This is a genomic window from Flavobacterium omnivorum (genome assembly GCF_900099915.1).
In the GTDB taxonomy this organism is placed as follows: Bacteria; Bacteroidota; Bacteroidia; order Flavobacteriales; family Flavobacteriaceae; genus Flavobacterium; species Flavobacterium omnivorum.
Map to the genome: position 1 here is coordinate 184,370 of NZ_FNDB01000002.1, position 22,589 is coordinate 206,958.

General features: G+C 33.7%; 21 protein-coding genes and 1 pseudogene. 14 read left to right on the forward strand and 8 right to left on the reverse strand.

Going from position 1 to position 22,589, the window contains the following annotated elements; genetic code table 11:
- Positions 1–116: 116 nt before the first annotated feature.
- The 9 genes from BLS90_RS02915 to BLS90_RS02955 all read left to right on the forward strand — a co-directional run bounded on the left by BLS90_RS02915 (position 117) and on the right by BLS90_RS02955 (position 8,376).
- Positions 117–776, forward strand: coding sequence for a TetR family transcriptional regulator C-terminal domain-containing protein (locus tag BLS90_RS02915; RefSeq protein WP_091255046.1), 660 nt, complete (start codon positions 117–119; stop codon positions 774–776).
- Positions 776–2,083: an ABC1 kinase family protein gene (locus tag BLS90_RS02920; RefSeq protein ID WP_091255052.1), complete on the forward strand. Its 1,308-nt coding sequence runs from the start codon at positions 776–778 to the stop codon at positions 2,081–2,083. The genes BLS90_RS02915 and BLS90_RS02920 overlap by 1 nt, the downstream gene beginning before the upstream one ends.
- A complete protein-coding gene (locus BLS90_RS02925; RefSeq protein ID WP_165930074.1) occupies positions 2,083–2,217 on the forward strand; it encodes a DUF2256 domain-containing protein in 135 nt (44 codons plus the stop codon). Before BLS90_RS02920 ends, BLS90_RS02925 begins: the two co-directional genes overlap by 1 nt.
- Positions 2,193–3,497: a DASH family cryptochrome gene (locus tag BLS90_RS02930; protein WP_091255054.1), complete on the forward strand. Its 1,305-nt coding sequence runs from the start codon at positions 2,193–2,195 to the stop codon at positions 3,495–3,497. Before BLS90_RS02925 ends, BLS90_RS02930 begins: the two co-directional genes overlap by 25 nt.
- Positions 3,498–3,506: 9 nt before the next feature.
- Complete coding sequence (locus BLS90_RS02935) at positions 3,507–4,991, forward strand: cryptochrome/deoxyribodipyrimidine photo-lyase family protein (RefSeq protein ID WP_091255059.1); 1,485 nt, start codon at positions 3,507–3,509, stop codon at positions 4,989–4,991.
- A gap of 47 nt (positions 4,992–5,038) precedes the next feature.
- A complete protein-coding gene (locus BLS90_RS02940) occupies positions 5,039–5,323 on the forward strand; it encodes a TIGR03643 family protein (RefSeq protein ID WP_394331019.1) in 285 nt (94 codons plus the stop codon).
- Positions 5,324–5,379: 56 nt separating this feature from the next.
- Entirely contained in the window at positions 5,380–6,063 is a 684-nt protein-coding gene (locus tag BLS90_RS02945; protein ID WP_091255061.1) for an SDR family NAD(P)-dependent oxidoreductase, read from the forward strand.
- Positions 6,064–6,217: 154 nt separating this feature from the next.
- Positions 6,218–6,829: a GTP cyclohydrolase I FolE gene (folE, locus tag BLS90_RS02950; protein ID WP_091255063.1), complete on the forward strand. Its 612-nt coding sequence runs from the start codon at positions 6,218–6,220 to the stop codon at positions 6,827–6,829.
- Between the two features lie 128 nt (positions 6,830–6,957).
- Positions 6,958–8,376 carry an SDR family oxidoreductase gene (locus tag BLS90_RS02955; protein ID WP_091255066.1) on the forward strand — a complete coding sequence of 473 codons (1,419 nt, stop codon included), beginning with the start codon at positions 6,958–6,960 and terminating at the stop codon, positions 8,374–8,376.
- A gap of 75 nt (positions 8,377–8,451) precedes the next feature.
- On the opposite strand, the gene BLS90_RS02960 is transcribed toward BLS90_RS02955, so the two are convergent.
- From BLS90_RS02960 to BLS90_RS02995, 7 genes are all read right to left on the reverse strand, one after another.
- A complete protein-coding gene (locus BLS90_RS02960; RefSeq protein ID WP_091255068.1) occupies positions 8,452–9,747 on the reverse strand; it encodes a cryptochrome/photolyase family protein in 1,296 nt (431 codons plus the stop codon).
- Entirely contained in the window at positions 9,747–10,208 is a 462-nt protein-coding gene (locus tag BLS90_RS02965; protein WP_091255070.1) for an SRPBCC family protein, read from the reverse strand. The genes BLS90_RS02960 and BLS90_RS02965 overlap by 1 nt, the downstream gene beginning before the upstream one ends.
- 184 nt (positions 10,209–10,392) lie before the next feature.
- Entirely contained in the window at positions 10,393–10,833 is a 441-nt protein-coding gene (locus tag BLS90_RS02975) for a sterol desaturase family protein (protein WP_091255082.1), read from the reverse strand.
- 46 nt (positions 10,834–10,879) lie between these two features.
- On the reverse strand, positions 10,880–11,719 hold the full coding sequence (locus tag BLS90_RS02980; RefSeq protein WP_091255084.1) for a phytoene/squalene synthase family protein: 840 nt from the start codon (positions 11,717–11,719) through the stop codon (positions 10,880–10,882).
- A gap of 7 nt (positions 11,720–11,726) precedes the next feature.
- Positions 11,727–13,196: a phytoene desaturase family protein gene (locus BLS90_RS02985; RefSeq protein WP_091255085.1), complete on the reverse strand. Its 1,470-nt coding sequence runs from the start codon at positions 13,194–13,196 to the stop codon at positions 11,727–11,729.
- A gap of 37 nt (positions 13,197–13,233) precedes the next feature.
- Positions 13,234–14,130, reverse strand: coding sequence for a MerR family transcriptional regulator (locus tag BLS90_RS02990; RefSeq protein ID WP_091255086.1), 897 nt, complete (start codon positions 14,128–14,130; stop codon positions 13,234–13,236).
- Between the two features lie 480 nt (positions 14,131–14,610).
- Positions 14,611–16,653 carry a CotH kinase family protein gene (locus BLS90_RS02995; protein ID WP_175455427.1) on the reverse strand — a complete coding sequence of 681 codons (2,043 nt, stop codon included), beginning with the start codon at positions 16,651–16,653 and terminating at the stop codon, positions 14,611–14,613.
- Positions 16,654–17,066: 413 nt separating this feature from the next.
- On the opposite strand from BLS90_RS02995, the gene BLS90_RS03000 reads away from it, so the two are divergent.
- The 3 genes and pseudogenes from BLS90_RS03000 (at position 17,067) to BLS90_RS03010 (ending at position 18,903) form a co-directional block, all read left to right on the forward strand.
- Positions 17,067–17,702 (forward strand): phosphoribosyltransferase, encoded by a 636-nt coding sequence (locus BLS90_RS03000; RefSeq protein ID WP_091255102.1) that lies wholly within the window; start codon positions 17,067–17,069, stop codon positions 17,700–17,702.
- 38 nt (positions 17,703–17,740) lie between these two features.
- Positions 17,741–18,376, forward strand: a complete 636-nt coding sequence (locus BLS90_RS03005) for a dienelactone hydrolase family protein (RefSeq protein ID WP_091255103.1) — start codon at positions 17,741–17,743, stop codon at positions 18,374–18,376.
- Between the two features lie 101 nt (positions 18,377–18,477).
- Positions 18,478–18,903 (forward strand): annotated as a pseudogene (locus tag BLS90_RS03010) (VOC family protein).
- Positions 18,904–19,154: 251 nt separating this feature from the next.
- Here the strand turns inward: BLS90_RS03010 and BLS90_RS03015 are convergent.
- Positions 19,155–20,114 carry an ion channel gene (locus BLS90_RS03015; protein WP_091255104.1) on the reverse strand — a complete coding sequence of 320 codons (960 nt, stop codon included), beginning with the start codon at positions 20,112–20,114 and terminating at the stop codon, positions 19,155–19,157.
- A 297-nt stretch (positions 20,115–20,411) separates the two neighbouring features.
- Between BLS90_RS03015 and BLS90_RS03020 the strand changes: the two genes are divergently transcribed.
- Together BLS90_RS03020 and BLS90_RS03025 are read left to right on the forward strand one after the other, a co-directional pair.
- Positions 20,412–21,302, forward strand: a complete 891-nt coding sequence (locus BLS90_RS03020) for a dienelactone hydrolase family protein (protein WP_091255105.1) — start codon at positions 20,412–20,414, stop codon at positions 21,300–21,302.
- A 154-nt stretch (positions 21,303–21,456) separates the two neighbouring features.
- Positions 21,457–22,509 carry a hypothetical protein gene (locus BLS90_RS03025; RefSeq protein WP_091255106.1) on the forward strand — a complete coding sequence of 351 codons (1,053 nt, stop codon included), beginning with the start codon at positions 21,457–21,459 and terminating at the stop codon, positions 22,507–22,509.
- The last annotated feature ends 80 nt before the right edge of the window (positions 22,510–22,589 follow it).

Genomic DNA, 22,589 nt, shown 5'->3' on the forward strand with positions numbered 1-22,589 from the left:
ATAGTGTAAAGCTAATGATTTATAACGATATAAAATTATATTAAATTTTGTTTAACTTTATTAATATATCGTTAAACATTCACTACCTTTATACTCTAATTTGAAACACAGAAAAAATGGCTACTAAAAAAACAGTAATAACTAAAGACAAAATAGTTTCAATGTACATGAACTATGTCCTTGAATACAGTGAGAAACCAAAATCAGTATATCATTTTACAAAAATAAATGATTTTTCGGAAACAGAATTTTATGCCTTTTTTGGTACTACAGAAAGTATTGAGAAAGAAATCTTTAAAATGTTCTTAGAAAAAACAGTTGAATTGCTGAATAAAAACAAAGATTACGAAACGTATGACATGAAAAGTAAATTGCTTAGTTTTTACTTCACTTTCTTTGAAATACTTACAGCCAACAGAAGTTATGTCGTGATGACCTTAAAAGAACACAACAATCAATTGAAAAAATTGATGCAACTTTCTGGACTTAGAAACAGTTTTAAAAACTATTTGGCTGAAATTGTTTCTGATGACTTTAGAACACAGCAAGAAAAACTTCAAAATTTCCAAGAAAAAACTTTTCAAGAAACCTCTTGGATACAGCTTTTATTAGCATTGAAATTCTGGATAGATGATTCTTCTCCTGCTTTTGAGAAAACAGATATTTATATCGAAAAATCAGTAAAAGCATCTTTCGAACTAATGAACATTGTGCCTTTAGACAGCTTAATCGACTTTGGAAAATTTATTTTCAAAGAAAAAATATACAACAAATAATGAAAACTATAGACTATATTCCTACTTCAAAAATTGAAAGAGCAACAAAACTCGTGCAAACAGGTGCCAAAGTTGGTGTTAACTATTTAAAATATTATGGAGAAAAAATGGTCAATTCAGATTTGACTCGTGATAAATTAAATGAAGACAATGCAGAGGATATCTACGATGGGCTAAAAAGTCTGAAAGGAAGTGCTTTGAAAGTTGCCCAAATGCTAAGTATGGACAAAAGTTTTCTACCACAAGCCTATGTCGAAAAATTTTCGCTTTCCCAATTTTCTGTTCCGCCACTTTCAGCTCCTTTAGTATTAAAAACATTTAAGGCAAATTTTGGAAAAACACCATTTGAAATATTTGATGAATTCAACTCCACCTCTCTCAATGCAGCTAGTATTGGACAAGTCCACGTTGCCTTTAAAGACGGTAAAAAATTAGCAGTGAAAATTCAATATCCGGGCGTTGCCAACAGTATTTCGTCTGATTTAGCGATGGTAAAACCCATTGCCATCAGAATGTTTAACCTTCAAGGCAAGGATTCCGATAAATATTTCAAAGAAGTAGAAGATAAATTGATTGAGGAAACCAATTATCTCTTGGAATTAAAACAAAGCCAAGAAGTAGTTGCTGCTTGTAAAAAAATTGAAAACTTAGTCTTTCCAGAGTATTATCCAAAATTTTCATCAGAGAAAATTATCACCATGGACTGGATGACAGGGATTCACCTTTCTGAGTTTACTAAGAAAAACACGGACCAAAAAGTTGCTGACAAAGTGGGTCAGGCCTTATGGAATTTCTATATGTACCAAATTCATATACTCAGAAAAGTACACGCTGATCCGCATCCTGGAAATTTCTTAGTGAACGATGAAAACGAATTAGTGGCATTGGATTTTGGGTGTATGAAACAAATTCCAATGGACTTTTACACTCCGTATTTTGAGTTGATTGATAAAAAAGTGATCAACGACCCTAAAATATTTAATGCTAAATTATTTGATTTAGAAATTTTACGAGCAGACGATTCCAAAGAAGAGGTAACCTATTTCACCGAATTGTTCCATGATTTATTATCCTTATTTACGAAGCCATTTCAAGCAAAAACATTCGACTTCTCGGATGAAACTTTTTTTGAAAGTATCGCGCAATTGGGGGAACGATTTTCAAAAGACACGAATCTTAGAAAAATGAATGGAAACAGAGGCTCTAAGCACTTTATTTACATGAATAGAACCTTTTTTGGCTTATATAATTTGATGTTTGATTTGAAAGCCAAAATTGTTGTCAATGAATATGAAAAATACAATTAGTGAAAAAGGAAAATCTGCCTTCCAAGATGTGCTTGGTATGCAACCGACCTTTTAACTGGCGGAAAAAATGGGAGAAAGTATGGGACGAAGTTAAATATTGTAGTGAAAAATGCAAAAAAAACAAAAAGGGTTAGTGTGGTTTAGAAACGATTTAAGAGTTACTGATAACGAATCGTTGACAAATGCTATTGATGAAAATGAAACCGTAATCGCGGTGTATTGTTTTGATCCAAGACATTATGAAGAAACAAGATTTGGATTTAAGAAAACAGAAAAGTTTCGAGCTAAGTTTCTGATTGAATCGGTAACGGCGTTGAAGCAAAATCTAGAAAAATTGAATATTCCCCTTTTGGTTTATCACCAAAAACCAGAAGATTTAGTTCCAGATATTTGTAGTAAAAATGAGATTACATCTTTATATTTCCAAGAAGAATGGACGAGTGAGGAAATGGAAATTTTAGAGAATGTTAAAGTGAAAATTTTAGATTCGATCAATTTTAAAAGTACTTACAATCAGTTCTTATATCATCCTGAAGACATTCCGTTTGACACTGAATCGATTCCAAATGTTTTTACACAATTCAGAATTCAGTGTGAAAAAGCAACTAAAATTCGTGCTGAATTTGCGGTTCAACCCATGCCAGAAGACAATTTGATTGCAAACGAAACTGTAATCCCTAGCATGGAAACATTAGGTTTTACTGATTTTCAAATGGATTCCAGAACGGCTTTTCCTTTTCTTGGCGGCGAAGACGAAGCACTGAAACGATTGCAAAATTATTTTTGGGAAACCAAAAAATTAAGTGTTTATAAACTGACTCGCAACGGATTAATTGGAACTGATTTTAGTTCAAAATTCTCTCCTTGGTTAGCCAACGGTTCTGTTTCGGCAAGGACTATTTATTGGGAAATCATTAAATACGAACAACAAATCACTAAAAACGAATCTACGTATTGGTTGATTTTCGAACTGATTTGGAGGGATTACTTTAAATATATTTCACTAAAAAATGGGAATTCTATTTTTAAAATTGGAGGGATTTTAAACAAAAATTACGATTGGAAAAAAAACACGGCAGACATTAAAAATTGGATAAACGGGACTACTGCAGCTCCTTTTGTAAATGCAAATATGATAGAATTACAGCAAACAGGCTGGATGAGTAATCGTGGAAGACAAAATGTAGCTTCCTATTTTGCAAAAGACCTTCTGATCGACTGGCGTATCGGTGCTGCGTATTTTGAAGCGATGCTGATAGATTACGATGTGCACAGCAACTATGGCAATTGGATGTATGTATCAGGAGTGGGCAACGATCCTAGAAACCGAAAATTCAATATTGAATTACAAGCTAGCAATTACGATGGACAATCAAAATTCCAGAATTTATGGTTGCAACAACAATTATTTTAGAAAAATAAAATGAACACAAGTAAAAAAATAATCAATGTGGTTTGGTTTAAAAGAGACCTTCGTTTACAAGATAACGAGGCAATCTTTAATGCAACAAACACGGGCAAGCCAACTTTGTTACTTTATGTATTCGAAAAATCTTTAGAAAATGATTCGCATTATAGTTCGCGACACTGGAATTTTATAAAGCAATCCATAGTAGATTTAAATAAACAACTGAAACCTTCAAACACACATATTCTAGCAGTCTCATCGGAGGTGCTTCAAGTTTTTAATATATTAGAAGAACTTTACAAGATAGATACTGTGTTTTCACATCAGGAAACAGGATTGAAAATCACCTATGAAAGAGACAAAACATTTAAAAGATTTTGTAAAAACAACCAAATAAACTGGGTTGAAAACACGAATAACGGAATTTTCAGAGCTTTAAGAAACAGAACAAATTGGGTATCTCAGTGGGAAGAATATATGAATCAACCCCAATATGTTTTTGATGCTAACCCTACAAATTACCTATCGTCTGAAGCAATCGAAGAACTTGAAAAAACATTAGAAAAAACAAATCTAGAGACTATTCCAGATAGCATCTTCCAAAAAGGAGGTGCTAACATGGCTGGTAAATATTTACAAACTTTCTTTGATGAACGCTACCATAATTACAGCTCACATATTTCAAAACCTTTACTAGCTAGAAAAAGTTGCAGCAGATTATCACCATACATTGCCTGGGGGAATTTATCCTCAAGACAAGTGTTGCAAAAAGCGGCTGCTTTTAGACTAGTTTGCAAGGACAAAAAACAAATTGATTCCTTTGTATCCCGACTAACATGGCAAGCACATTTCATTCAAAAATTTGAAATGGAAGAAATCATGGAATTTGAAAGCGTGAATAAAGGATTTCATTCTTTGAAAAAGAAAATCAATGAGAATTATATTGAAGCATGGAAAACAGGACAGACTGGATTCCCATTAGTTGACGCTTGCATGCGTTGCTTGAATGAAACAGGCTATCTAAATTTTAGGATGCGCGCTATGCTCGTTTCCTTTTTTACCCATAATTTGTGGCAGCCATGGCAGGAAGCTACACAACACTTATCTCAAATGTTTTTGGATTTTGAACCTGGCATCCACTTTCCGCAGTTGCAAATGCAGGCTGGTGAAACCGGTATCAACATGTTGCGCATATACAATCCAATCAAGAACAGCTACGAGCACGATGCTGATGGTGAGTTTATAAAAAAGTGGGTTCCAGAATTGCGAGATTTACCTCGTGCTTTTATACACGAACCCTATAAAATGACTTATTTAGACCAGAAATTTAACGATTTTGAAGTGGGTGTCAATTACCCAAAACCAATTGTGAACATGGAAAGAACCAGAAAATTTGCTAGTGATTTTTTATGGCAAATGAAGAAAAATCCTCTGGTAAAAGAGGAAAGTTCAAGAATTTTAAAACTTCATACCATGGCTGACATTGGCGACAGCGAATAACAATAACAGAATCTAGCAATTAAACACAACATTAAAAATAAAATACCGTGACTATTAAAAAAGACCTCACTGATTTAGAAAAGGATAGAATAATCGAAATGGCTTGGGAGGATCGAACTACGTTTGATGCTATTTTACTCCAATTTGGATTAAAAGAACAAGAAGTAATTGAGTTAATGCGCACCGAGATGAAACCTTCCAGTTTTAGAATGTGGCGCGAAAGAGTACAAGGTCGTAAAACAAAACATGAAAAGCGAAGAGACTTTAGGGAAGGACGTTTTAAGTGTACAATGCAGCGACAGATTAACAACAACAAAATTTCTAAAAGATAACTTCGGAAAGCATTAAGAAAATACCGAATAAAATTAAGTAACTAATTGAACAATATATGAAAAACATAGTAATCATTGGTGGTAGTAAAGGAATTGGCAATGCCATTTTATTACAACAATTGGAGAACAACATGGTCTACAACATCAGCAGAAATGCGCCAGAAATTACGCATGCCAATCTAAAACATTTTTCCGTTGATGTTTTACAAGATGCGCTACCAGAAATAGAAGCTATAGATACGCTGATTTATTGTCCGGGTTCTATAAATTTAAAACCTATTGGAAGTCTGACTATCGAGGACTTTAGAAATGATTTTGAAATAAATGTCATTGGAGCTGTAAAATCCATTCAGAAATACTTACCAGTTTTAAAGAAAGGAACAAACCCATCTATTATTCTATTCAGCACCGTAGCCGCTAAATTAGGAATGCCTTTTCATGCTAGTATTGCTACTGCAAAAGCGGGAGTCGAAGGATTAGTAAAATCATTAGGTGCTGAGTTAGCTTCAGTAGTGCGGATCAATGCCATCGCTCCAACCATTACTGAAACTTCACTTTCGGCTAACATCTTGAGAAATGATCGTATGAAAGAGAACATGATCGAGCGCCACCCCATGAAAGGGTATTTGAAACCGGAAGAAGTAGCCAATTTGGCGAACTTCTTGATTTCGGAAAATGCAAAATCAATTTCAGGTCAAGTGTTCGAGATGGATTACGGAATAGTGACTTTTAAAATATAAGAAAACAGAATTTTTCTACCATTAAGAAATTAAGACTAGTAGGTTAACGCGCTTACTTATTGTTAATCATCGAATGGTTTAAATAAAAAATGCTACAGAACGCATTTAAAAAATAAAATAATTAGCCCAATATATAATTGAAATATAGAATACGATGATAAAAGAACTAAAAAGTTACGAGAAAATTGAACAGTACGACGCGGAAATAACAGCATCACTAGCAGATAATTACAAAACTATAATTTATAATTTAGGTGAAGATGTCACTCGTGAAGGTCTAGAAAAAACTCCTGAAAGAGTAGCAAAAGCCATGCAATATTTAACACATGGTTACGGATTAGATCCTCTAGAAATACTTCAATCGGCTATGTTTACTGAAGACCACAAACAAATGATTGTTGTGAAAGATATTGAAGTGTATTCGATGTGCGAACACCACATGCTTCCTTTTTTTGGTAAGGCACATGTAGCCTATATCCCAAATGGAAAGATTGTAGGTTTAAGCAAAATCCCAAGAATTGTGGATGCTTTTGCCAGAAGAATGCAAGTACAAGAACGCTTGACAGACCAAATTAAAGATTGTATTCAAGAGGCGTTAAATCCACTTGGAGTTGCCGTTGTAATAGAAGCACAACACATGTGTATGCAAATGCGTGGTATTCAAAAACAAAACTCAGTTACAACCACTTCTTCTTTTACAGGAGCATTTGAAAAAGACAAAACTAGAAAAGAATTTATCAGTTTAATTTCTAATAAATTCAGTTAATTGAAACTAAAAAAAAAGTGGTACACTAGCAGGCAGTACTAAAAAAGATTGAAAAAATGCCCTAAAATAGTTCGTCATTTGTGACTAAATAATTGCTAAGTTTACAATCTATCGATAAAAACAAAATCATGAAAATTCTCTTAACAGGCGCAACAGGTTATATTGGGAAGCGACTTCTACCCTTATTGATAGGTGGAGGACACGACGTAATTTGTTGCGTAAGAGACAAAAACAGGTTTACTTGCCCAATTGAATTTCAAGACAAAGTGTCGGTCATTGAAGTTGATTTTCTACAGCAAGATACATTAGCTGCCATTCCAGAACAAATCGATGCTGCTTATTATCTTATTCATTCCATGTCAGGATCTGCTACAAATTTTGATGAATTAGAAAGTATTTCAGCTCGGAATTTTGTCCAACGACTGAATCAAACCCAAGCCAAACAAGTTATTTATTTGAGTGGAATTGTCAACGATAAATCATTATCCAAACATTTATCTTCCAGAAAAAAAGTAGAAGAAATTTTGAACACGGGTAGTTATGCTACTACAACATTAAGAGCTGGAATTATTGTAGGATCAGGAAGTGCGTCGTTTGAAATCATTCGGGATTTAGTAAATAAACTGCCCATCATGATTACCCCAAAATGGCTCAATACCAAATGTCAACCGATTGCTATTCCAGATGTTCTTGATTTTTTATCTAAATCATTACTTAATCCAGTAACATACAATCAAAGTTTTGACATTGGAGGACCTGATATTTTAACGTACAAAGAAATGCTTTTAGGATTTGCAGAAGCAAAAAAATTAAAGCGATGGATTTTTACAGTTCCAATAATGACGCCAAAATTATCCTCCTACTGGTTGTATTTTGTAACCTCAACTTCCTATAGACTGGCCTCAGCATTAGTCAGCAGCATGAAAGTAGAAGTGGTTTGCAGTGATAACCGAATCAATGAGTTATTGCATGTAACACCAATGACATACAAACAGGCGCTTTCCCGTGCTCTGATAAAAGTAGATGAAGACAAAGTAGCTTCGAGTTGGAAAGATTCCTTAATTAGCGGGCGTTTTAGTAGCAATATGTCGGAATATTTAAAGGTTCCCAAAAAGGATTGCTTTATTGACCGTCGCAAAATGGAAATTATAGATCGCGATTTTACTATACAAAGAATTTGGTCCATTGGTGGCGACACTGGTTGGTATTATGGCGATTGGTTGTGGGATTTACGTGGTTTTATTGACAAATTATACGGTGGTGTAGGATCTCGAAGAGGAAGAACAAATAGACATGATATTCATTCTGGGGATGCTTTAGACTTTTGGCGCGTTTTGTATGCCAATAAAGAAGAAGGAAAACTAATCCTATTTGCCGAAATGAAACTGCCTGGTGAAGCTTGGCTAGAATTCAAAATTATCGGAAACACGTTGTATCAAGCAGCGACTTTTAGACCCAGAGGGATTTGGGGCAAATTATACTGGTATTCAGTTTTGCCGTTCCATGGATTTATTTTCGAAGGAATGCTGAAGAAACTAATTAAATAATATTTATAAACATATAAGTCATATACGTTTTTCTTTAAATTATCTAAAACTTACATGACTTATCTGTTAAATAAATTACTTCAGAATTCCGGCTTTATAAGTAGCAATCGCTCTATCTCTGGCCATAGCGTGCTCTACCATAGGTTTCCCATATCCTAAATCAAATTCTTTGATCCATTTCCGAATATAGATTCCTTTTTCATCAAACTTTTTCTGTTGGATTTCTGGATTAAAAACACGAAAATACGGCGCTGCATCACAACCGGTTCCTGCTGCCCATTGCCAGTTTCCAACATTAGCAGACATATCATAATCCAATAATTTTTCGGCAAAATAAGCTTCACCCCATTGCCATTGAATCATTAAATGCTTGCAGAGAAAACTCGCAACCACCATGCGAACCCTATTGTGCATGTATCCGGTTTTATTGAGTTGACGCATTCCGGCATCAACCATTGGATAGCCAGTTGTTCCTGAACACCAACGCTTAAAATCTTCCTCATTGTTGCGCCATTGAATCCCATCATACGCTGCTTTGAAGTTTTGGGTAACGACTTTTGGAAAACTGAACAAGATTTGCATAAAGAATTCTCTCCAAATCAATTCACTCAAAAAGACATCGTTTTTATGAAATGCCCAATTAACTAATTTCCGAACGCTTACGGTTCCGAAACGCAAATGAGGCGACAGATAAGAAGTTTTGTCCATGGCTGGAAAATCTCTTATATCCTGATAATTTGCAATGAATTTTAAGTTGTGCGGCTTTACTTTTATAGGACTTTCTTCGAAACCTATTTGTTCTAAAGTAGGAAAATCGAATCTGTATTTATGGAAATTAGAAAAATGTGATTCGGTATCGTACTCCTGAACCGCCGCCAATGACTTGTATTTTTCTAACCATTTATTTTTAAAAGGAGTATAAACCGTATATGGCAATCCATCCGCTTTTGTAATTTCCTTTTCTTCGAAAATTACTTGATCTTTAAAAGAATAAGCAATGGTTTTATTGGTTTCTAAAAGTTCACAAATTACCGTGTCACGTTGTATCGCATACGGTTCGTAATCTTTGTTGAAGAAAACTTCCTTGACATCAAACTCTTCAATAAGCGCTTTCCAAACACCAATAGTTTTTCCTTTTTTTACTAAAAGTGAACTGTCAATTTCTTGTAATTGTGCATTTATTTTCGAAAGTGAATCGTGGATGAAACCTACACGAGCATCATTTTTTGGTAAACTTTCTAAAATGGCATCATCAAAAATAAACACTGGAATCACTGGAAATTTAGACTGTAGCGCTTGATATAAACCTACGTTATCTTCTAGACGCAAGTCGCGTCTAAACCAAAAAACAGAAACTTCTTGCTTGCTCATTACTTAGAATTAAACATTTCATCCACTTTAGTAACACGGTATTCGAAAATGGATTTCAATTTATTTTTAACGACCAATGCATTCATGATTCGACCTAAAAAACCAAGTGGCAATCCGTAATGTACCACATCTGTCATTTTGGTTCCGGTGGGTGTAGCTTCAAAAAAATGCTTGTGGTGCCAAAAACTGTATGGACCAAATTTTTGCTCATCTATAAAATAACTATTTTCCTTTACTTGTGTAATTAGTGTCATCCAAGATAAAGTTATTCCAAAAAGTGGTGTTACTTTATACTGAATGATTTGTCCAGGATACATCGATTTTTGATCAAAATCCGTGATTTGAAAACCCATTCCTTCTGGTGTAATTTTTTGAAGATTTTTTGGATTTGAAAAAAAAGCCCAGCATTCTTCAACAGTTGCATTAACGTGTTGCACTGTTTCTTGTTTGTATATTTTCATGATTGGTGTTTTAGAGATAATTAGTGTCGTACGGACAGGCTTGCGTGAGGGACAGCAGTGGAGCTCTTTTTTTGACTATCCTGTCCGGGTTTTGAACCCGGACAGGATAGTCAAAAAAAAGCGGGAACGGATTGCCCGACCCCGCTGTAACGCTAGTGAAAGTGGGGACACGCCCCAATTAAACTTAAATTTTATAATATTTAAACGGTACAAATAACATTCCGAAACACTCGCCGTGGGCTTTACCCAAATGCTTGTGGTGTACTTTATGTGCTTTGCGCAAGCCGATTAAATACTTATTATTAGTGTGTTTGAACCATTTGAAACGTTGGTGAATTAATACATCGTGAATCATGAAATAACAGAAGCCATAAAACATAATTCCTAACCCGATGAAGAATTTATAATTCAATCCCCCTTCGACTCCATAATAAAAAAGCGCAATGCTAGGAGCCGCAAAAATCACAAAAAAGATATCATTGCGCTCGAAAATATTTGCGTATTTAGGTTGGTGGTGATCTGCATGAAAATACCACATAGAGCCGTGCATTACGTATTTATGAGTGAACCAAGTAATACATTCCATTATTAAAAAAGTTCCTAAAAAAATCAAAAAAAATATCATTTTATTCTATATTTAAGTATAACAATCCTTTAAAATAAGTTGTAAATTAAACTAACTTTAATTTATAAGAAACAAAAGACTTAGCTAATAAGCCCGCTTTTGTGTAGTTAGAAACTCGGATTCTGGCATTTCCTATTTCGTGACAAGGAGTGTTTTCTAACTTTTTCAAAAGCTTTTTATAATACACGAATGCCGTATATACTCCAAATTTAGCTTCTATTGGAAGCTTTACAATTCCTTCATAAGCCACTCTGAAATCTTCTTGAATTTCATTAATGATCGCCGTTTTGGCATCTTCATCGAACGAATTCAAATCGACACCAGGAAAGTAATTACGGTTCAATACTAAATTATCGTCCTTCAAATCACGTAAAAAATTTACTTTTTGAAAAGCAGATCCTAATCTCATGGCTTCATCTTTAAGTTGCTCATATCTTTTAGTATCTCCTGCTACAAAAACTTTGAGACACATCAACCCAACCACATCAGCGGAACCGTAGATGTATGCATCATACTCGGCTTTACTATGATAATCTGATTTTATTAAATCCAATTTCATACTTCTTAAAAAGGCTTGAATCAAATCATCAGTGATATTGTATTCCCTCACTGTTTGTTGAAAAGAATTCAAGATTGGATTCAAACTAATTCCTCTCTCAAAAGCTCGATAATAATCCTCTTCAAACTCTGTAATTAAACTCTCTTTATCGAAACCATGGAAGCTATCCACAATTTCATCCGCAAAACGAACAAAACCATAGATGCTATAAATAGCATCTCTTATGCTGGGTGACAACATATACACCGCCAAAGAAAAAGAAGTACTATAGCTTTTTGTAACTAACTTGCTACACTTAAAAGACACATCATCAAATAATTCCTTCATACTATTGTTATGAAAATTGCTTATTAATTAATTCCGACACTAATTTTCCAGAAATTAATGCTGGAGGAACTCCGGGTCCAGGAACGGTCAATTGACCAGTAAAATATAAATTCTTAACCTTTTTGCTCTTTAGCTTTGGTCTTAAAAATGCAGTTTGTAATAAAGTGTTTGCCATGCCATAAGCATTACCTTTGTACGAATTATATTCAGACACAAAATCATTTTTACAAAACGATTGCTTAAATATAATATTATTTTTTACGCTTTGCTGTGTTAAGGTTTCAAAACGATCTATTATTTTATCAAAATATTCTTCTCGTAATGCTTCTGTATCATTGATTCCAGGAGCTAAAGGCACTAGAAAAAAACCAGATTCCATGCCTTTAGGCGCGGCAGTTTCATCTGTCAATGAAGGGAAGTTCGCATAAAACAAAGGCTCTTTTGGCCATTGCGGTTCATCGTAAATATCTTTGGCATGTTGATAAAAATCAACATCAAAAAACAAAGCATGATGAGAGATGTTTTCTATTTTCTTGTTGAAACCTACGTAAAATAATAACGATGAAGGAGCAAAAACTCGGCTATCCCAATATTTTTCAGAATACGCACGATATTCTTGATCCAATAAAGTTTCCGTGTGATGGTAATCAGCACCACTTAAAATCAGATCTGAAGTTATGATTGTGCCATTGACTTGAATGGCTACAGCGGTTTTATTTTCAACAATTATCTTTTCAATATTGGCATTGGTTTCAAATGTAACACCCAATTCTAGCGCCAAACTTTCCATTCCCCGAACTACATCAAACATTCCTGTTTTTGGGTGCCACGTTCCAAGACCAAAGTCGGCATAATTCATAAAACTATAAAACGACGGGGTGTCAGAAGGTTTAGCTCCAAGAAACAATACGGGAAATTCTAGAATTTGAATCAGTCTTTCGTTTTTGAATTTTTTTCGAACATCTCTACTGATGTTACTAAAAAACTCCCCTACTTTCAAAGCTGTTTTTGGAGTAATTAATTCTAGTGGCGAAACGCCTGGACGGTACACTAAATCTTTGATAGCAATATCATAATTACTTTTGGCCCGAGCCATAAAATCTTGTAATAAATCACCGCTCCCTTTTTCGATGGCTTCAAAGGCGGCGATAATCTCCGTTAAATTGTCTGCTATGGTTATAAAATCATCTATTCCATAATACACACGGTATGCAGGAGATAATTTTATGAGTTCATAATAATCTGTTGTTTTCTTTTCAAAATCAGCAAAAAAACGATCAAATACATCGGGCATCCAGTACCAACTAGGCCCCATATCAAACGTAAAACCCTCTTTTTTTAGTTGTCGTGCTCTGCCTCCTATTGTTACATTCTTCTCATAGACAGTAACATTATGACCACTCTTAGCTAAATAGCAAGATGCTGCCAAAGCTGAGAATCCAGAACCTATTATTGTAATCTTTTTTATTTTTTTCATTTGTTTAGCAAATATACGAATTGTTCAAACAAAACAATTAAATCCTATCAACTAATTCCGTGATTGAATTGAAAGTTGTGATCCGTTCCGGCAGTTCTTCTTTTTTTATAAACTCAACCATACGTCCAATGTACCATAATTCAGTGGTTTCATCTAACAATTCCTCGGACATTTTTTGAAGATATCCATCCAGCATATCGCGCTCTGGCTGCACGGTTAGATACGAGACAAAAATTATAGAATCAAAATGATTTTTTAAATCCTTTAGATTTTCAATTGGCATACTTTCTCCTAAATAAATAGTTTTATAACCATGTAATAAAATCTCATAATTCAGGTACATAAGACCCAGCTCGTGAATTTCATTCATAGGAAGAGACAATACGAAGACTTTATCAAGTTTTGTTTGTTTTAAAATTTGAAGCTTTTCAGTATTAATTAATAGCTTTTGCTTAATTAAGTAGCTGATAAAATGTTCGTGCGCTGGTGTTATTGTATCTGATTGCCACAGTAGCCCTAATTCATTCATTAACGGTATAAAAACTTGATGAAAAATTTCCTTAAATGACTTTTCAGCAATTAACCAATTGTAGGTATTGAAGAAAAGTTCTTGATCAAAGTTCATCATTGCCATTTTAAACTCACTAATAGCGTGACTTTTGGCTGTTTTACTCGAAATAATTTCACGTACTAAAGACGGTATTTTATCTTGAGGATAGGTTGCTATTTTTGATATTTTGTATCCATAATCATGTAATAGCGTAATATTTAAAAGTTTTTGTAAGCTAGCCAAATCGTACAAACGAATGTTAGTATCCGTTCGCATGGGCTGCAGAATATCATATCGTTTCTCCCATATTCGTATTGTATGCGCTTTTATACCTGAAAGGTTTTCAAGATCTTTAATACTGAATACATTTTTTACATTGTTCATCGTTTATTGGAATTTAATAAACAAATGTAAAATAAATTTAATTATAAACTCGTATCATCCTACTTAAACTTTTGTCCTACATGAAATATTTTTACAAATGCTTGTCAACGATGACTTTTAAACATAATGACTTCACGACCTTTAAATGGTGCTTAATTAGAAAATATCAACTAATTTTCTCTTTTATTATCAGCAAGCAGGCACGTTATTTTGGCCTCCAATTTAACCAAAACAAATTTTTTATTTTATAAATTATTAATTAACAACTGTTTAACTTCAATTCAAAAGCAATTCACAATTAAATCATGCCATCCTAAAAAAATATTTTATTATAAAACTCATTTTAGGAAATCCACCAAAAAAAAGTGCCTAAAAAAAGCGGCAATCAAATTTTCGAAACTTTTAATAAAAAAAACAGATAAGTAAAAGCTTATACTTTTATTTATCCGTTCTCAAAAATGTTTAATACTAGTTTTTATTTTATTTTTTTATAATTTTTTTACTGGTAAAACCGTCTTCATTGTACACCGTTATAAAATAAACACCTTGAGAGTAGGCACTCAAATCCAGATTGAGATTTTCTGAACTTGTTTTAATTTCTTCCATTAAAGCACCTAAAATACTGTATATTTTAACTCCAGTCATAGGTTTACCAGCCTCAATGGTTACCATATTTGCAACAGGATTAGGGTAGATCATGAATGCTGATGAAGCTAAAAATGATTGATTAGACAAAGCATCGCTACTTGAAGCAACCCAGCTTGAAGCTAAATTATTGTCTAATGTTGTGCTTATTAAGTCAAGATAGTTACCGCCACCATCAGGTGTGGTTGGCCAAGGTGCTGAATCAAAATATTCTACGGAATCAATTACATTACCATCTGCATCAGCCAGAACAATTTTTTGCGATTTATTTGATAGATTTCTCGTGAACTGACCAAAAGGAACTGTACCATATTTACTTTGAAAAGTAGCCGTATTGCTCGTTAAAAAAATGGTTTCATTTGCTCCTATAGTTGAATTATAAGGAAACTGAAAGGTGAGTCCTAACTGTCTAAAATATACACCGGAAAGATTGACAGATCGATCACTTATATTCTTTAAGGCTACAAATTCTAAATCATTACTGACTGGAAAGTCTGTTGACGTTTTCGGATTGTAGTTAATTTTAGTAATTACTAGCGGTGGCAAGGTAACATTAGCACAATTTGAAAATGAGCCTATATTATTTGTGATCCAAGTTGTTCTATCGTTAATAAAGGTTTTAATTCTATTTACGTCCGTAACATGATCGTTTATAGCTCCCCATCTTTGACTCTCGCGTGGAATAGCTTCACTTATATAGCTTAAAGCAGTATCAACATAAGCAATCAGAACGTCTTTATTCAAAGGCTGACCGGCTGCCTTTACTTCGTTCCAGCGTTTAGCAAGCTGACAACTGAATTCTCCGTTGTCAAATAAGTAACTCCAAAAAGGTGGACCAATTCTATTTCCGTTATTAAATTGCCATTTATCGACATGGCTACTGTTTGTAAAAGTACTTCCAAAACTTTGATTGAAATCCCATACTGGTCCCGCCCGTAGTTTTCCTTGACGGTCTTTATGAAAAAACGTACTGGACTGATACACATCAGCATTAGAAGCCAACTCATTAACCAACATAAAATCAACGAAAGAAGGGACATCAATAATAGTTCGATATCCGTCTATTAAATCATCATCATAAGCATGGTCTTGAAGTCTATTGAATTCTGCTTCAATATATTGTGTTTGCTCTGGTGTTGCATTTTCAGGCTTAGGTAAATCATGAACAAATTTAGTTTCGTCCATCCAGAAAGCTACAGGATCTCCGCCAGATGTTTTATCAGCTTTTGTGATATATCCTCCTGTTATATTTGGCAAAGTATTGTCCGTAACTTCAATTTTCAGAACGTTAACCCTATTCTCATTTGATTTGATTTTTTCCTGAAAAACATAAAGCCCTTTGTAGTCCCCGTTGATAACGACTTCACAAAATTCTGTCTTAGAGGCATAATTCCCCATTTGTCTTGACATATAGTAGCATAAATAGTCCCTAACTAAGGAAGGATCAAAACCTAACCCATTCAATATCCAATCATTCTCACTTGGCATTCCAAAAATACTCACGTTATTGTTAGACGTATTATCCGACTTCAAAGTAGTTAAACTATATTGTTTTTTGGGTAGCGTTTGCGTAGATGAACCTCTTATTTCGATACCAATTCGACCGCTATAATTTAAAAATGAAGTCGTATTTTGATCCGTAAGGAAATTTCTAGTACCATCTGGTCTTTTGATAATTTTCATAGTTGCCAAAATTTTTGGATCATCCAGAATTTCAAGAGGCAAATTAGTATTGGGGTCATTATCTGTCGTAATAATGACAATAGGTAGATTACTATCAGTAAAAGTTTGAGCCATTACGGAATTAGAAGTAATCAATACAATCAACAAAATGATTGTTGAAATTGCATGCAGCCGAGTAATGTACAATTTTTTCATAATTTTATTTTTTGTTAAATTAAAGTATAAATTTAATAAAAAAATAAACATAAAATACTGATAATCAATTATTTATAAAATAAATTAATTACTAATATATCATTAAAATTTTTGATTTTTAGGTATGACTCGCAGTGACTTACGATTTGCACTTTTTCAATGAAAAGAATTGAAATGCGAATTTCCTTTTTTCGAGTTCAGGAAAATAAATAGTACGGAACGAGTAAAGAAGTAACGCGTATTCTGCCACAATATTAAAAAACGAAATAGTCCCTATATACCAAACTACTAGTGACTTTCTAATATTACAACTAAAATTTTCGAATTGTAAAATAGTATAAATTTAGTCTATATTATTGAAAATCAGTATATTTACATAAATTATTTTTTAATGTTTTATAAAAACAACCGTTATGTACAAGCAGCTATTAAAAGATAGAACGGAAGCGGGCTTTTTACTGTCCGAGAAATTAAAAAAATACCAAAATACAAATAGCGTAATTCTTGCCGTTCCCCGAGGCGGAGTTCCTGTGGGATTTGTAATCTCGAAAACCTTACACCTACCTTTAGATATTGTACTCTCTAAAAAGATTGGACATCCTAATAACAAGGAATTTGCAATAGGCGCTGTTTCCATGGATTCCATGATTCTTGATAAGCATCCTGAAGTCCCAAAAAAGTACATAGACCATGAAATTAACAAACTCCGGCAACTCCTCAAAGAGAAATACGAACTCTACAGTGGCAACCGAAAACCAATTGATATTGAGAATAAAAATGTGATTCTGGTAGATGACGGCATTGCGACAGGAAATACCTTGCTTGCCAGTATTGCCATGCTCCGAAAAAAAAATCCTGCAAAAATAATTGTTGCCGTTCCTGTACTTCCTTCTGATACCGTGCCGCTATTTGAGAAAAATGCCGATGAATTTATTTATTTGATTGCGTCTTCTTATTTCCGAGGAGTGGGAAGTTTATATGAAGAATTCAATCAGGTGGAAGACGAGGAAGTAATTAAGATGCTGAGTATTATCAATACAACTGAATAATCAATTATAAAGCTTTAAAATACCTAAAATTAGAAATCATGGAAAAATTAGATTTAGATATTCCGTTAGCATCAGTTACGTTGAAAGGAGATTTGATTGTACCCGAAAATGCTACTGGAATAGTTATTTTTTCGCACGGAAGCGGCAGCAGCAGATTCAGTTCTAGAAATAAAATGGTAGCAGAACTCATTCAGCAACAACACATAGGCACGCTTCTTTTTGACTTGCTTACGGAGGAAGAAGATGAAATAAACGAAAACCGATTCAATATTGATTTGCTCAGTGACCGATTGATAGCTACAACAAAATGGTTGATGGAACAGGAAAGCACCAAAGCACTGCCAATAGGATATTTTGGGGCGAGTACCGGCGCTGCATCAGCATTGCAAGCCGCTGCGTATTTTAAGGAAAAAATAAAAGCAGTGGTTTCCCGTGGCGGTCGCCCAGATTTAGCAATATCTAATTTGCCACACGTAACCGCTCCTACGCTGCTGATTGTAGGCAGTCTAGACACTCCAGTCATCAGCATGAATAAAATGGCTTATGACACATTAGAAGCACCAAAAGAAATGAAAATCGTCCAAGCGGCAACCCATCTCTTTGAAGAACCCGGAAAATTGCAGGAAGTCGCGGATTTAGCCATCGATTGGTATAAAAAGTATCTGACGAAATAGTAATCTGGCATTCGCTAACTAAATTAGGTCTTAGATTTCAGGTCTGATTTATTTCCTTTGAATTAAAAAAGTTAAAGATTAATCACATTAAAACCAGAATCATGGCAACAGTAAACACCTACATCACCTTTAATGGTTTTTGCGAAGAAGCTTTTCTTTTTTACAAATCTGTTTTTGGTGGTGAATTCTCTTATTTTGGAAGATTTAAAGACATGCCAATAACCTGTCCTCCGGGAGAAGCTGAAAAAATCATGCACGTTTCGCTTCCTATAAGTAAAGAAACGGCGATTATGGGAAGCGATAGTTTCGAATTCTTTGGAAATGAAACTATTTACGGAAATAATTTTTCGCTTTCCCTCAATACCGAAAGCACGTAAGAAGCAGATAAGTTCTTCAATGCACTTTCGGTTGGTGGAAAAATTATCATGCCGATGGAAAACACTTTTTGGAATGCCTATTTTGGAACCTTGGTTGATAAATTTGGCGTCAATTGGATGGTGAATTTTGATTTGGTGGAAGGAAAATAGAATAGCACCAACAAATAAATATTTTATTAAATAGTGCAACACGAATTCCACAAATTTCTAAAAAATTAATTGATGAAAATACGTGAAATTCGTGGCTGTATTTTTTAAAATTATTTCTAGGATCTATAACGGTATTTTTATTTGAAGATAGATAGTAACTTGGATTATTTTATATCAAAAACACTTTTTACTTTTTAAATATTTATCAAAAACATAAGTATTAATTTTAAAATTTTAAACAATAATTAATATTACAAATCAACATTTTTAAACACATTCAATTTATCCAAATTCAAGATTGTCTTAGAATTATCAGTACTTCGCGTATACATGGGTTCAAATTTTGCTCCGTAAACTACCTCATCAAAAGTATAAGAGGTCCTAGCGGCAACCGTGTTACTAAACATATCATCAAAGGTTTTAATAAAAACGAGAATCTCCCCATTTGTATTTTTAAAATCCGTGTTTGTAAATTTATACAGCGGACTATTTTCTGTAATAGGATGAACTAGGGTCCAACTCAAAGTCAATGCATTTATTCGATCCAATTCCAGTTCTAAAGCGTAGAATTTATTAGTCATTCTTCCATTTTCCTCGATGCTCATTCCTAGTGTCATTTTAGCTTCAGCATCTGTAAAATTCGTATTTTTAAAAGGCGTAATCCTAATCATTAAGGCGGTATTTTCACCATATGAGGCGATTATAGCATTATGAGAAAACTTTAAAAAAGCTGTCGGTTTACTAAATCTACCAAAAAATAAACCTGTGGCAATAGCAAAACTCAGTAAACCTATTAATGCTTCGCCTGCAGAAAGCGCACTCGTAAGAAACCCTGAGGGACTTATATGACCATAACCAACCGTTGTGAACGTTTGGGCACTGAAAAAATAAGCCTGTCCGAATTTGACCCATTCACTATCTACATTGGAAATTCCATTGAGATGTTCAATTCCAATACCATAATAAATTGAGGCAAAAATAAAATTGATTGCTACATAGAAAGTGAGAATGACCAAGATAAATCTCCATCCTGGCATATCAATCATAGTGTGATACCAGCTAATCCGATGCAAAACATGCATTCCACGTTTCTCTACATTAGCTTTTCCATCCTTATTTACGAAACGACCGCCATAACTGCTGGCGTTAGTTCCAAAACCGGTATTCTTGTCGGCTTTCGCTTTAGCATTAATAGTATTCAAGAGAAGAATTTTTTATTAATTATTTAACGGTAAAATTAGTTAAAATCAACTCAAAAAAAAAGATACTTTTTCTAATAAGTTGAGTTTTAAAATTACAATGCCTATCAAAAATACCTTTTAGAAATCCTCTTTTCGAACTTTTGCCGATAAATATGGAGTGAATCGGCTAGTAAATTACAATTTGGTGAAAGAAAATTAATTTCAATTACATTTTGTCATAGTGACAAAACGTACAATAAAAAATGAAATTTCCCTCCTGCAAAACAATCGCTTTTTTTCTTAAATTAGTTGAATCAAATAAATGCTATGAAAAAACTAACCAAAGAAGATATCAGTCAGGAAGTATTTGACTTGTACGATGACTATGCACACAATAAACTTGATAGAAGACAATTCGTCGAGAAATTATCCTTGTTTGCGGTAGGAACGCTGACACTTCCTTCGCTCCTAAGTTTTATGACACCCAATTACGTGGATTCTATATTAATAAAACCAGAAGATCCAAGGCTAAAATCAGCATTCATCACCTATGATTCTCCCAAAAGCGGAGGAAAAATCAAAGGACTTTTATCCCAACCCATAGGAACCAAAAAGAAACTACCCGGAATCATTGTTGTACATGAAAACCGCGGACTGAATCCGTATATTGAAGATGTAGGACGAAGAGCCGCTGTGGAAGGATTTATAACTTTGGCACCTGATGCCTTATCTCCATTGGGCGGTTATCCCGGAAATGATGATGCGGGACGTGAATTACAAAAAAAACGTACCCGTGAAGAAATGCTCGAAGACTTCATTGCAGCCTACGAATACCTAAAATCCCACAAAGATTGCAATGGTCATATTGGTGTGGTTGGATTTTGTTTTGGCGGTTGGATTGCCAATATGATGACGGTCAAAATCCCGGATTTGTTTGCCGCGGTTCCCTATTACGGTGGTCAACCCACAGCAGCTGAAGCCGAAAAAATAAAGACACCCATCCTAGCGCAGTATGCCAGTTTAGACACTCGCGTAAATGAAGGTTGGCCCGCTTTTGAAGCCATCCTTAAAAAGAACAAAGTAGAGCATACCGCTTATTTCTACGAAGGGGTGAATCATGGTTTTCATAACAATACCACACCGAGATACGATGAAAAAGCCGCCACTTTATCTTGGACACGAACGATTGATTTTTTTAAGGAGAAATTAAAGAAGTGATTTATATTTAAAAAGTCCCTTGAGTGGGACTTTATTTATTTTTTAAGAAAACACTTAAAAATAGATAAGGATTTTACTATATTTGAGAATACAAATTAGGTACAAAAATATATGTATAAGCTAGTTACAATTACCTCCATTAAATCTTAAGTAAATGAAATTAAGCAAAATATTTCTTTTTTTATTATTTTCAAAACTATGTATTTATTCTCAAAAAATACCAATCGAAAACAATAGTAAGCAAATACTTCCTATAGATTTTGATGGTTGCGTAAAAAACATTACTATAAAAAGTTTATACTTTAATGAAAAGAATAAAACTATTGATACAACTGCAATGATTTATAAAGTATTATTTGCACAAAATGGCAATATTACAAAACAAATGTATTTTGATAAATCAGATGATAATGAATGGAAGACAATCGAATATGATGAATTAGAAAGAATTAAAACTATCAAAACTAAAAAAGATGGGAAAATTTGGGTAATTTCAGAACAATTTTTCAATACTTTTTCCACTCACCCAGATTCTACTACTATTAATCACGTGGGAGATAAGTATAAGGAAAAATACATTAATCTGTTCAATAAAAAAAATTTGATAAGGCAAGAATATTATGCCCAAGATACACTAAGACATTATAATACCTATATTTATGACAACAAAAAAAGGTTAATAAAAGATAATTTTTACAATACAAAAAACGGTTTTGGAATAACTCTAGGCAAAAGTATAACAGGATATAAGGATGAAAAAACACTACATTCAAACGATTCCATAATTTATGAATACAAAAAAATAAAAGATACTCTAATAACAATCAAACATCAACCAAAAATTTGGAATGAAATAAAAAAAGAAATAAAATCCAATAATTTCTCATCAGTGATAGTAGAAAAATATAATCGAGATTTTTTAGATAACGCCAGTCATACCTATAAATCTAAAGATTCCATATTCAATTTCACGTATTATTACAATGGAAAAAAAGAGATTCGCAGTTTTTACAAAACCATAACAACTCCAACAAGCGTAGTTTCCAATTGGAAATCGGATGGCTATTATAATAGTGAAGAAAAAACTGCAACGGTCTATATTGAATTTGAATTTGATGTTTATAATAATTGGATTAAGAAAAAATATTCTAAAGACAAAATTATTATTTCTCAAATTTCAAGAAAAATAGAATATTATTGTAAATGAAGCAACAGTAATCATTAACTTCAATTTATTCACAAACAAAAACCCGCTCTACAAAGAGTTAGTCGGTTTATGTTACGCAA